Raw genomic sequence first — 12986 nt, forward strand, 5'->3', positions numbered from 1 at the left:
GTGTGGTTTTTCCCATCACGATCTTTTTTGGGGGATTGGTCTGGGGTGAGGGGGCTCACAGATGCAGTTATGTCTTTTTGGGATGCTGTTTTGTTTGGTATTCCTTACGGTATGGGTTTCACTCTGTTCGGCCTTTTAATAGCCTTATTACCCCGGTTCTTCTCCTACTTCAAACTCCAAGGCGTCGTCCCCACCCGCTTCAATCGCCAGCGCCGGGAGGTGTGCCTGGTGCCGTCGGATTCCGACGACCCAGTGTTCCTTCTCTGGGAGGACATCCAGGCCTGGGTCATCCAGGCCCAGGGGGCAACCCAATACGGGGTGCAGCGCTGGTCCGAACCACTACCGGAATCGGAGCGCGCCCAACCCAGCGATACCCTGAAGCGCCTGAGCCGGAAGGTTCGCGAGAAACAACAAGCCCGTCCCGGACGGCTGCCGCATGAGGTTTTTGCGGAGGTTTATGGGTTCAACCTCAGGGCTGGAATGTAGGTGCTGATTTATGGGCTTACAGCAAAGATACCAACATCACTCACAATGTTATCTGGAAATATCTACACGCTATTTTAAAATTGCTATTCTACCAATGACTTGCGTAATCCATATACGCCGCGTAGTTTGAGTGACTGATGTCCGGATACAAAGTTTTGGATTAGTATGATAAAATCGCGCCGGTTTTAACCCTAAAATCACTTATTTATCGTCCTTTCTTATCTCAGAGGATTATTACCATGAAACAACCCGTACGCGTTGCCGTTACCGGTGCAGCCGGTCAGATCTGTTATTCTCTACTTTTTAGAATCGCCTCGGGCGAGATGCTGGGTAACGATCAGCCGGTCATCCTGCAATTATTAGAAATAACGCCGGCGCTTAAGGTGCTGGAAGCGGTTAAAATGGAGCTCAACGATTGCGCCTTTCCTTTGCTTCAGGAAGTCGTCTGCACCGACGACCCCGCGGTTGCCTTCAAAGACGCTGATTACGGTTTGATGGTCGGCGCCAAACCGCGCGGCCCCGGCATGGAACGTGCTGACTTGTTAAAAGACAATGGTAAAATTTTCAGTACCCTGGGTAAAATCATCAACGATGTTGCCAGTGCCAACATGAAAATTTGCGTCGTTGGCAACCCGGCAAACACTAACGCCTATATCCTGATGAAAAATGCGCCTAACCTCAATCCTCGTAACATTACCGCGTTGACACGCCTCGACCACAATCGCGCCATTTATCAGCTTGCGGCAAAAACCGGCAAAGCCATGAGCGGGATAAGGAAAATGACGATATGGGGCAATCACTCGACCACTCAGGTTCCCGACATCACACACACCACAGTCGACAACGCAGCGGCCACTGACATGGTCGATTCGGACTGGGTTAATAATGAATTTATGCCCAAGGTCGCCAAGCGCGGCGCCGAGGTAATCGCAGCACGTGGATCTTCTTCTGCGGCTTCTGCCGCTAACGGCGTAGTTGATCACATGCGCAGCTGGGTACTGGGTACCGAAGAAGGCGACTGGGTTTCTATGGCGGTTTATTCGGACGGTTCTTATGGTATTGAAGCAGGCTTGATTTATTCCTACCCGGTTACCTGCCAAAATGGCGACTGGAAAATAGTGACTGGCCTTGAAAATAGCGAGTTTATCAACAAGCAAATGAAGGCGTCTGAAAAAGAGCTTCAGGAAGAGCGTGATACCTGCTCCGACTTGTTCGCCTGAACATTTCGCAGAAAAAACTAAAAACGGGGCCTTCAGCGCCCCGTTTTTGTTTACCCATTTTCTCTACTATAGCGTTTGAGCTTTTTTATCAGCCCGAATTATTCATAAAAAAAGGCGAGCCTTGCCTATCGACTGCGGAATTGAGTGCTTATTCGGACGGTTTATGAAGCTTGCCGGGACGCCATAAGGAATCCTGGCGAGAAATACTTACAACCCGGTGACAATGGCGACCTGAATTTTGTAGGATGCTATGCTTTGTCAAACATCAATGATTCATGTATTCAATCAGTCCGTCGTCGCGCAATGGCTCGGCAATGGATCGACAAGGGAACGGAGATCGCCAGCCTCCCCTTATTCACCGATGCATGAATCGCAACGACCGGACTCAGATTTCCAGGACCTGAACTATGCGCACTGCTTCCCGCTTTCTGATCGTCATCATTTTTCTCGGCGTGGTGCTCGGAGGCATCTTTGGCTACAAGTTCTATCAGTTTGGCCAGATGCAAGAGCAGATGTCCCAGCCGCAGCCGCCCGCTCAGATCTCCGCAACCAAGGCACAGACCGAAAGCTGGACACCCGCCATCAAGGCCGTGGGCAGCATTGAGGCGGTTAACGGCATTGAAGTTGCCAACGAGGTGCCCGGTGTTGTTGAGACCATCAATTTCGAGTCCGGTGATGTGGTTGAACGGGGTGACATACTGATCCGCATCGATGCTGCCATCGACGAGGCGGCCCTGCGCACACGTCGCGCCGAGGCACAGCTGGCGGAGCAGGAGTTCAAGCGGGTTTCCGACCTGCTTCCCAGGCGCGCCGTGTCCCAGTCCCAGTACGATGAATCCAAGGCCAACTTCGATGCCGCCCGGGCCCGGGTTAACGAAGCCGAGGCCCAGCTCAGCAAGAAAATCATCCGCGCTCCGTTCGATGGCACCCTCGGCATCCGGATGGTCGACCAGGGCGAATACATTGCCACCGGCACCCCTATTGTCGAGATCAACATGCTTGATCCGATCTATGTGGATTACACGCTGTCCGAGAAAAACCTGCCAAACGCGAAACCGGGGTATACGGTGGTCGTCAAAGTGGCGGCGGTGCCCGGGCAGGATTTCGAGGGCGCGGTCAGCGCCATTAACACGTCGGTCAACCCGGAGACCCGGACCGTTCGCGTTCGCGCCACCCTGGATAATCCCGAGGGCCTGCTGCGCCCGGGCATGTTTGCAACGGTCCTGACCCGGCAACCGGGAGACAATGACGTCGTAACCGTGCCGCGGACCGCAATCTCCTACAACACCTACGGCGACTTTGTGTTCGTTGTTGAGGAAAACGATGAGGGTAATCAGGTGGTCAGCCGACGCACCGTCACCACCGGTGAGACCCGGAACACCCGCGTCGCCGTGCTTTCCGGCCTGGAAGCGGGTGAGACCGTTGTCGCCAAGGGGCTGCTGCGGCTGCGCGCCGGGCAAAAGGTCACCATTCAGGATGAAGAGCAGCAGGAGGCACCTGAGTAATGCGCTTCACTGACATTTTTATCCACCGCCCGGTACTGGCGACGGTGGTCAGCCTGCTGATTCTGCTCCTTGGCGCAAGGGCCGCCATGGAAATGGAGATTCGACAGTACCCGGAACTCGAGAGCACCACTGTGACGGTGACAACCGCCTATCCGGGTGCCAGCTCAGATCTGATCAAGGGCTTTATCACCACCCCCCTGCAACAGGCGATCGCCGAAGCCAGTGGTATCGACTACCTGACCTCCACCAGCTCCCAGGGCGTCTCCACCATCGAAGCCAAGATGGTGCTGAACTATGACGCCAACGCGGCCCTGGCGGAGATTCAGGCCAAGGTCGCCAGCCAGCGCAATGTGCTGCCTTCCGAAGCCGAGGACCCGGTGATCACCTCTACCACCGGCGATTCCACGGCGCTGATGTACATTGCCTTCTACAGTACCGAGCTGGCCGTGCCCCAGATCACCGATTACCTGACCCGGGTTGTCCAGCCCCGGCTTCAGGCGCTCTCCGGTGTCGGCAAAGCCGAGTTGCTGGGCCGGAAATTCGCCCTTCGGGTCTGGCTGGACCCCGAACGCCTGGCCGCGGTGGATATGACACCCCCGGAAGTGGTGGCCAGGCTGCGCGCCAACAACTATCAGGCCGCCGTCGGTAACACCAAAGGCACCTACACCGAGATCAGCATGACCAGCGACACCGATGTCGCCGATCCGGACCAGTTCCGGAATCTGGTCGTCAAACAGGCGAATGGCACCCAGATCCGGCTGCGGGATATTGCTCGCGTCGAGCTCGGTTCCGAAACCTATGATCAACTGGCCCTGTATAAGGGGCAGCCAGCCACCTACGTGGCCATTGAGCTGGCCCCCGGCGCCAACCCCCTGACCGTCGCCGGCCTGGTGAAGGGCGAGCTGCCCGATATCGAGAGCCAGTTGCCCTCCGGCCTGGAGGTGCGGCTGGCCTATGACGCCTCTGACTTTATTGAGGACTCCATCAATGAGGTGATCCAGACGCTGCTGGAGGCCATGGTTATCGTTCTGGTGGTGGTATTCCTGTGCCTTGGCTCGGTACGCGCGTCCATCGTGCCGTCCGTCGCCGTGCCACTGTCACTGGTTGGTGGCGCCTTCATCATGCTGATGTTCGGCTTTTCCCTGAACCTGCTCACCCTGCTGTCCCTGGTGCTGGCCATCGGCCTGGTAGTGGATGACGCCATCATCATGGTTGAGAACGTGCATCGCCACATCGAGCAGGGCGAATCCCGCTTTGAGGCGGCAATCAAAGGCGCGCGGGAGATGGCGGTGCCAATCATTGCCATGACCACAACGCTGGTGGCGGTTTATGCCCCCATTGGCTTTATGGGTGGTCTGGTCGGTTCACTCTTCACGGAGTTCGCCTTCACCCTGGCCGGCACCGTTGTCATTTCAGGTATTGTCGCCCTGACACTCTCCCCCATGCTGTCAGGGAAGGTGTTGAAGTCTCACGGCAACGCCGGGAAATTCGAAGGCCTTGTCGAGCGCACCTTCAACGGCCTGGCGGCGGGTTACAAGTCTGCCCTGAGCTCGCTGATGCAGACCAGGTCGGTGGTGGTGTTCTTTGCAGTTGTGGTACTTGTGTCCATCTACTTCATGGTAGCGATGAGTCAGAACGAACTGGCACCCACCGAGGATCAGGGCATCCTGTTCTACCAGGGCCTCGGGCCCCAGACCTCAACCCTCGATTACCTGCTCGAGCATGGTAATGAAGTTCAGGCGCGCATGTCTGCGGTTCCGGGCTACAACGAAGACTTCATGATCATCGGCATCACTGGCCCGAACGCGGTATTCGGCGGCTTCAAGATGGCGCCCTGGAGCGAACGGAACATCAGCCAGTTCGAAGCCCAGCCGCTGCTGGACGCCGAGCTGAAGAAGGTCACCGGTCTGCAGACCGCCGTATTCCCGCGGCCGTCCCTGCCCGGCTCTGGTGGCGGGCTGCCCTTCCAGTTCGTGATCACCACGGGCAGCAGTTACGAGCAACTGGACCAGGTGGCCGACGAAATGCTGGGTAAGGCCATGGCCAGCGGCAACTTCATGTTCCTGCAGAAGTCCATCAACTTCGACCGCCCGATTACCCGCATCAATGTGGACCGGGACCGGGTTGCGGATCTGGGTCTGTCGATGCAGGACGTTGGCCAGAGCCTGTCGAGCATGCTGGGAGGCGGTTACATCAACCGGTTCAGTATGGAAGGGCGCTCTTACCAGGTGATTCCGCAGGTTGACCAGCGGTTCCGTCTGGACGCCCAGGCGCTCAATGAGTACTACATCCGTGCCGACAACGGAGAGCTGGTGCCACTGGGGAGCGTCGTGAGCTTCAGCCAGGAGGTTGAGCCGTCAAACCGGACCCAGTTCAACCAGCAAAACTCGCTGACCCTCCAGGGTGTGGTCATGCCCGGCGTTGCCGCCGGTACCGCCATGGATTTCATGGAACAGACAGCGGAAGAGGCTTTCCCTCAGGGCTTCACGTATGACTACACCGGCCAGAGCCGCCAGCTTGCTACCCAGGGCAGCGCCCTGATGGTGACCTTCTTCCTGTCGCTGCTGGTGATCTACCTGGTTCTGGCGGCCCAGTTCGAGAGCTGGCGCGATCCGTTCATCATTCTGGTCTCGGTACCCATGTCGGTCGCCGGCGCCATGGCATTCATCGTGCTCGGCTTCGCCACCATGAACATCTACACCCAGGTCGGGCTGATCACGCTGATCGGCGTGGTGTCCAAGAACGGCATCCTGATTGTCGAGTTTGCCAATCAGCTGCAGAAGGAACGTGGACTGAACAAGTTTGATGCCGTGGTGGAAGCCGCCGCGATCCGTCTGCGGCCGATCATCATGACATCCCTGGCGCTGATCTTTGCCATGGTGCCCCTGTTGATTGCGATCGGCCCGGGGGCGGAAAGCCGCTTTGCCATTGGCCTGACCATCAGCGCTGGCCTCGGTATCGGCACGCTGTTTACCATCTTCGTACTGCCCGCGTTCTATATCCTGCTGGGGCGTGACCATCATGGTTCGGGAGCCGACGAGTACTCGGACACACCCGGTGGTGACGATAACGGCAAGCCGGCAAAGGCTCACTAAATCCGGCAACCGGAAAAAAGCCCGGCTCACTGAACAGTGGCCGGGCTTTTTATTGCCGTTCCGGAATTCTGTCCAGCGCCAGGGCCGGGGCAGAGACTGGCTTCCGGTGCCGGAGGCTGCGACGCCACTGCACGGTCTCACTGGGCAGCTCTCCAAAATGCTCCCGATAGAGGGCCGCGAACCGGCCAAGGTGAGAGAAGCCCTCATCAGCTGCATACCAGGAAATGTGGGGCACCTCACACTGGCAGTCCACCAGCCTGCGCCGCACCCTGATCAACCGGTTGCGCTGGTAAAACCGGTAGGGCGTCGTCCCGGTTTCCCGCTTCATCAGGTAGTAGAGGTTTCGCTCGCTGACGCCGGAATGGCTGGCCAGCTCCCGCAGGTTGAAGTCCCAGGCAGGTTCCTGCCGGATTTTTTCGATCATCCGGACTATCCGGCGATCAAGTCCGGGGCGTCCGCGAGGTGACGCGCCCTCATTGCTCGCCGTCGCCGCCAGTTGTCGGAAGAGGTCATCGGTCAGCTCTCTTGCGTGAGCGTCGTCCCTGAAAAAGGGCGAGTTAAGCAGATACGCCGTGATCAGATCCTGGCAGTCGGCAAGGCGTTTGCCGCCTTCGTCTCTGATCAGGCTGTCCGGAATTCCGGCTGCCGGCCGGAGGATCATGACCCGGCCATTCCGGGGCAGGCGCAGTCTGAACCGGTCTGAGGATCGGGCGGCCATTAAATGCAGCATGGGCTGCCACGGCTTGTCCTGCCGAGAGATCGCCGGATCGCCGGCCCGCGGCAGCAGAAGCACCGGACCTGGCGCGCTCCGGCCGGTGATCTCCATGTCCTGGCTGGCATGGATACAAACCACCCTGCCCAGGCCGGACGTCAGCGCCGACAGGGCTCCGGCCGTGCCACCGCCTGTGCCCAGGCGGCACTCCACACCATCCCAGCCGGAGAGCGCTCGCAGGGCAACAAGCCACTCTCGGGGAGACGCCCGGTTGAGTCGCAGATAGGCATCAAGTTCTTGATCAGGTGCTTTAAGTTCTTGATCAGCTGCTTTGTTTGGCATAGGGTCCGGTAGGAAATTGGTTTTTACCCACTATCAGGGCAACCCGGGCGTTTCCAGTAGCCGGATGTTGCAAAACACCCTGAAGCCGGCGCTTTTTTTGCCTGTTATTGATGTTAATCAACCAGTGCGCTACCCAACGCCTGCCAGGGCACCGGTCTGGCCATCAGGAATCCCTGCCCCCGGTGACATTTCAGTTCACGCAACCGGCTGTGCTGATCTTCATTCTCGATGCCCTCTGCAACCACCTCCAGGCCGAGCGCCTCGGCAATCCCCAGAATCGCCGCGACAATCCGCGAATCCCCGGACTGGCCGCCGAGCCGCCAGGTGAACTGCCGGTCAATCTTGAGCACCTGAACCGGCAGGGTATGAAGGTAGGCCAGTGACGAGTAACCGGTTCCGAAATCGTCAATCGCCACACCCACTCCCTGCTGGCCGAATTCCCGCAACCGGTCCAGGCACTGCCGGGAAAGGTTCATCAGGTGGGTTTCGGTAATCTCGATTTCCGGCGACCAGCCTATCTGCCGGATGCGGCAGAAGAGCGGATCGAGCAGCCCCTCCAGACGCGAATCGGTGATCTGTCGGGCAGAGATATTGATCGCCAGCCGAAGGCCCCGGGGCAGCACACCCGGAGAGTCCGGGAGGTCGGCGAGGATGCAGCGAACCAAATGCCCCGTGAGCTCGTGTATATGGCCACGCTGTTCGGCAACAGGGACAAACTCGGCGGGTGAGACAACACCGAACCGCGGATGCCGCCAGCGCAACAGCGCCTCCAGACCCGCGATGCGACCACTGTCAAGCCGGTACTGGGGCTGATAGACAACACTGAATTCTTCCGGGGCGGTTTTCAGGGAAGCCATCAGGGCCTCCGACAGGCGCTGTTCATGCCGTCCCTGCTCCGTGTCCACTTCGCTGTAGAGACGATAACAGGCCCGGCCAGCGAGCTTTGCCGTGTACATGGCCCTGTCGGCGTTCTGCAGCAGCTCGCTGCCGGTGTTACCGTGCTCCGGATAAACCGCTGCGCCAACGGAAGCTGAAAGAAAATACTCACGATGATCAATCACCATCGGGGCCTGGAAAATATGGATCATGCGCTGACACACACCCTCCAGATCGTCCCCGGACTGCAACTCTATAATGGCCGAAAACTCATCACCCGACAGCCTCGCCACCACGTCCCCCCTTCTCAGAACGCTCTGGATACAGTGGGCGGCGTGCTGCAGCACGCGATCACCGCATTCGTGGCCGTGGAGATCATTAACCGATTTGAAGAAATCGAGATCCACGAACAGCACGGCGAACCGGCGACTGTCACGGGCGCGCTGGGCCACACGGGCCTTGAGGAACTCCTGGAACAGGGCGCGGTTCGGCAGCTCGGTGAGGGGGTCGTAGTAAGCCAGCGAGGCCAGACGCTCGTCGCCCGCCGCCACATCGCCAACATCCGTGAACACACCGGCCCAGAATCGACGATTTCCCCGCTCCACGGGATAGATTGTCAGCCACTGGGGATAGGTCTCGCCGTTCTTTCGGCGGTTCCAGATCAGTCCCTCCCAGCGACCGTGTCGCTCAAGACTTTCCCACATAGCCTGATAGAACTCGGGCGATTGCAGGCCCGAACTCAGTAACGAAGGCGACTGCCCGAGAACTTCATCTGCCTGGTATCCGGTGACAGCGCGAAACATCCTATTGACGTAGGCGATTCGTGGTTCTGTCGTGGACAGCATGATCGCCCTGGGATGGTTATCCACCAGCGTCCTGAAATCCTGTTGTTGTACTACCTGCATCCGCCGCTTTCTCCTTTCAGCGAACCCTGAACCCGATCCTGACAGTTCAGGCACCAGCTTAAGCTGTATATGTCGCCACCATAGCCACATATTGCAAAAACAGCGGAGTTCAGACCAAAGAACGAGAAAAACTGAGGATTCATTCAATTATTGCAATAACCGGTAACCGGATATCCAAGCGCCCGGGTGCGGTTGATAAACAGACAGATATCGCGACTCAGCCATCAATCATGGTGCCATGCTCTCTTCCCCCAACCGTCACACAGCTCGTTCCGGGTAACCCAGCAGGCGCAGGGCGTTGAACACCACCACCAGCGTCGAGCCCTCATGGACGATGACCGCCGGGCCGATACCCGCTAGGCCAGTAAGTGTTGCAGGGATCAACAGCGCCACGATTCCGAGCGAAAGCCATAAGTTCTGGCGAATGATGTGCCGGGCGGCGCGTGACAGGCCCACGGCGAACGGCAGCTTTGACAGGTCGTCAGCCATCAGGGCGACATCCGCTGTCTCCAGTGCCACGTCGGTACCGGCACCGCCCATGGCGATACCCACCGTGGCGCGCGCCAGCGCCGGCGCGTCGTTGACACCGTCGCCGATCATGGCCACCTGACCTTCGCGCCGCAGCAATTCATCGACCGCTGCAACCTTGTCCTCGGGTAACAGGCTGGCACGCACTTCGTCCAGGCCGACAGCCTGGCCGATGGCCTGACCTACCCGTTCGTTGTCGCCGGTCAGCATGATGGTCTTGCGGATACCCAGGCGGTGCAGTCGCGCCAACATCTCAGCCACACCCTCCCGCGGCGTGTCGGCCAGGGCCAACACGCCCAGAAAACGATCACCGGCCTGAACCACCATGGTGGTCTTACCCTCGGCCTCCAGGCGGCTAACCGTGTCGCGCACCGAGCCAGGAATCGCCACGCCGTCAAACAACTTAAGGTTGCCGATACTGACGGTCTTGCCGTCAAGTTGCGCGCGCACGCCCTTGCCAGTCACGGACTCCACGTCACCGGCCTCTGCCCAGTGCAGGCCCCGCGCCTGCGCGGCGGCGACGATAGCCAGGGCCAGGGGATGACCGCTACGGCTCTCCACCGCCGTCGCGGTCGCGAGCAGCATGGCTTCATCGCCTTCGAAGGCCACCACGTCAGTCACCGCCGGTTCGCCGCGGGTGACAGTGCCGGTCTTGTCGAAAGCGATGGCACGCAGGGTGCCGAGATTCTCCAGGTGCGCGCCGCCCTTGATCAGCACCCCACCGCGCGCTGCGCGCGCCACCCCCGACAGCACCGCCGCCGGCGTAGCGATAGCCAGCGCGCAGGGCGAGGCCGCCACCAGCACCGCCATGGCGCGGTAAAAGGATTCGGCGAACGGAAAACCGAACAACGGCGGTACGGCAATAAGCAAGGCCGCACCGACCAGCACCACGGGTACAAAGATGCGTTCGAAACGCTCGGTGAAGCGCTGGGTCGGCGAGCGCTGGGCGCCCGCTTCGGCGACCAGCTTCACCATACGGCTCAGGGTGCTTTCGCGGGCCAGGCGGGTGACCCGAATCTCCAGGGTCGCCTCACCGTTGACGGTGCCGGCAAACACCGCATCGCCCGCCTGCTTGTCCACGGGCATGGATTCACCGGTAATGGGTGCCTGGTCGACGGCGGAGACGCCGGCCAGCACTTCGCCGTCGGCGGGGATGCGCTGGCCGGGCTTGACGATGACCCGCTCCTCGCGCGCCAGCGCCTCCACCGGCACTTCCTCCTCGCCGCCGTCGCGGCGCACAAGCGCCGTTTTCGGCGCCATCTCCGCCAGCGCCTCGATGGCGCGGCGTGCTCGGCCCATGGCGGTATGTTCCAGTGCATGGCCCAGGCTGAACAGAAACAACAGCAATGCGCCCTCTGCCCAGGCGCCAAGCGCGGCGGCACCGGCGGCGGCGATGATCATCAGGGTGTCGATATCAAAACGGCCCTGGCGCAGACTCTGCCAGGCATCACGCAGCGCGAAGAAGCCGCCTGTGATATAGGCACCGACGAACAGAGCCAAGGACAGTGCGGCGGGTGCCGCCGTAAATTCCAGCAACCAGCCGACGAGCAGTAACAACCCGGCAGCCAGGCTCAGAAGCAGCTCGCGGTGCTCGGCCCACCAACCCGGTGCCTGACCTTTTTCAATCACGCCATAACCCAACGCCCGTATACGTTCCCGCACGGCATCGAGCGAGGTCTTTTCGGTATCGAACTCCAGACGCAGCCGCTCCGCACCGTAACTGACGCTCGCCTCCAGCACGCCGTCCATGCGCTCCAGGGCATGTTCAATCACGGTCGCGCAGGTGGGGCAATCCATGCCGTCTATGCGCAGGCTTTCATGATGATAACGCTTGCCGATCCGGACGCCGGCCGCCTGCACCAGGCTGCGCACCTGACTGACGCTGAACTGCTCGAGATCATAGTGCAGGCACAGGCGCGCCGCACCGTCTTCGTCAACCACATGCGCTTTCGCCAGCCCCTCGGCTTCGAGCAATTCAGTCAGGCGCCCGACACAGGCGTCCCGCTCATCCGGGGCCTCGGGCAAGGCCAGGTCCAAATCCAGGGTCAATTTCTCATTCATATGAACCTCCGGTGCATTCCACCTGCCTCCGTAAGCTGTCGAACGATTGGCCGGTAGCAGATAAACCAAGCGGCCATCAGCGATCCGCCCGGGTTATTAACCGCAGCTCTACCCGTCCGTCTGATCGGCGCGTGAGCGTGAGATCGACAGCTTCCCCGGCGCGCACGAAGCGGTGTTGCTCCGCCTCGGGTGCAGCCGTAATGACCTCTTGGGTGTACCCGGCGGCAGCGAAGCCCTGGGTGTAATACTTCAACACCGCCTCGAATGACGCGCGTCCGCTATAGCGCGCCTCCAGTGTTTTTGCGTCGCGTGCGAAATAGGTGCGCACCAGCCCGGGAAAACGTGGCACCGGGCCGATATCGACGCCGCTGACATCATTGGCCGGAAGCGCCTCGCTTTCTCCCGGCAGCCAACGGTCAAGCTGCTGCTTCACACCCGGCGCCCACTGTTCCACCTCCTTCTTGAGTCCCGGCGCCGACTGTTCGAACTGGGTGATGGCGCCGCCGGCCAGACGTTTGCCCGCCTCGCTCATCGCCGGCGCCTCGGCCCACAGCCAGGACAATAGCGCCATGCCGGCCCAGAACAAAAGTGCGACGAAACCGAGCGCCACCGCGACGAATATCAGCCAGGTGCGGGTGCGAATCGTACACAACCTCGATACGGCCCGCTCCAACGGGATGAATTTGTTCAAATCCTTCATACGTCACACCCCAAAAAGATAACCATGAAACGCCACGCCAACAGTCACGGAAAGCTCCGGACATTGCCCCAAACAACCATAGCGGCGCACCTTTGAATTCTTCCTGCCGCGGTTATCGGGCGTCACCGGCGTATGATTGCCGAAAACAAGTCGGTCCCGGTAAGCAGCTCATACAAGACAATAGTGAGGACAACATACCAGATAAAAATAGCGATAAACGTGGCGCCGGCCGCCATATCCTTGATTTGTTTAATCCTCAGGTCATGGTCCGCTTGTACGTAATCGCACAGGGACTCAATGGCGGTATTAAGCACCTCCGCGACCAGCATCAGGCCGGTCACGGCGAGCACGAACAGAAAATGAAACAGCGTCTCGAACAGCCCAGCCAGCGCAAGAAACATCACTGACAGGACCAGCTTGTAGCGCACACTGAAGTCCTTGAGCACTGCGTTCGAGACGCCCGAGAGGGCGATGCGTATCTTGCGCACGGGATGGTACCCCGTGCCGGCACGGCGCGAATAGGGTTCGCTCATACTGCTTTACCCTCTAAACATGC

Annotated in this window: 9 protein-coding genes; 4 read left to right on the forward strand and 5 right to left on the reverse strand. The window is 59.7% G+C overall.

Going from position 1 to position 12986, the window contains the following annotated elements; all coding sequences use genetic code 11:
* Window positions 1-69: 69 nt before the first annotated feature.
* The 4 genes from QPL96_RS04660 (at window position 70) to QPL96_RS04675 (ending at window position 6306) form a co-directional block, all read left to right on the forward strand.
* Window positions 70-486 (forward strand): hypothetical protein, encoded by a 417-nt coding sequence (locus tag QPL96_RS04660; protein ID WP_303285886.1) that lies wholly within the window; start codon window positions 70-72, stop codon window positions 484-486.
* 239 nt (window positions 487-725) lie between these two features.
* Window positions 726-1706 carry a malate dehydrogenase gene (locus tag QPL96_RS04665; protein ID WP_303285888.1) on the forward strand — a complete coding sequence of 327 codons (981 nt, stop codon included), beginning with the start codon at window positions 726-728 and terminating at the stop codon, window positions 1704-1706.
* Window positions 1707-2113: 407 nt separating this feature from the next.
* Entirely contained in the window at window positions 2114-3211 is a 1098-nt protein-coding gene (locus tag QPL96_RS04670) for an efflux RND transporter periplasmic adaptor subunit (RefSeq protein ID WP_303285889.1), read from the forward strand.
* Window positions 3211-6306: an efflux RND transporter permease subunit gene (locus QPL96_RS04675; protein ID WP_303285891.1), complete on the forward strand. Its 3096-nt coding sequence runs from the start codon at window positions 3211-3213 to the stop codon at window positions 6304-6306. Before QPL96_RS04670 ends, QPL96_RS04675 begins: the two co-directional genes overlap by 1 nt.
* Before the next feature lie 49 nt (window positions 6307-6355).
* Here QPL96_RS04675 and QPL96_RS04680 read toward each other — a convergent pair whose 3' ends face one another.
* From QPL96_RS04680 to QPL96_RS04700, 5 genes are all read right to left on the reverse strand, one after another.
* Complete coding sequence (locus QPL96_RS04680) at window positions 6356-7360, reverse strand: helix-turn-helix domain-containing protein (RefSeq protein WP_303285893.1); 1005 nt, start codon at window positions 7358-7360, stop codon at window positions 6356-6358.
* Window positions 7361-7473: 113 nt separating this feature from the next.
* Entirely contained in the window at window positions 7474-9141 is a 1668-nt protein-coding gene (locus QPL96_RS04685) for a bifunctional diguanylate cyclase/phosphodiesterase (RefSeq protein WP_303285894.1), read from the reverse strand.
* 258 nt (window positions 9142-9399) lie between these two features.
* Complete coding sequence (locus QPL96_RS04690) at window positions 9400-11730, reverse strand: cation-translocating P-type ATPase (RefSeq protein WP_303285896.1); 2331 nt, start codon at window positions 11728-11730, stop codon at window positions 9400-9402.
* Window positions 11731-11806: 76 nt separating this feature from the next.
* On the reverse strand, window positions 11807-12430 hold the full coding sequence (locus tag QPL96_RS04695; RefSeq protein WP_303285899.1) for a hypothetical protein: 624 nt from the start codon (window positions 12428-12430) through the stop codon (window positions 11807-11809).
* Window positions 12431-12552: 122 nt separating this feature from the next.
* Window positions 12553-12963, reverse strand: a complete 411-nt coding sequence (locus QPL96_RS04700) for a diacylglycerol kinase (protein ID WP_303285901.1) — start codon at window positions 12961-12963, stop codon at window positions 12553-12555.
* Window positions 12964-12986: the final 23 nt, after the last annotated feature.

The organism is Marinobacter sp. SS8-8 (assembly GCF_030540945.1).
In the GTDB taxonomy this organism is placed as follows: domain Bacteria; phylum Pseudomonadota; class Gammaproteobacteria; order Pseudomonadales; family Oleiphilaceae; genus Marinobacter.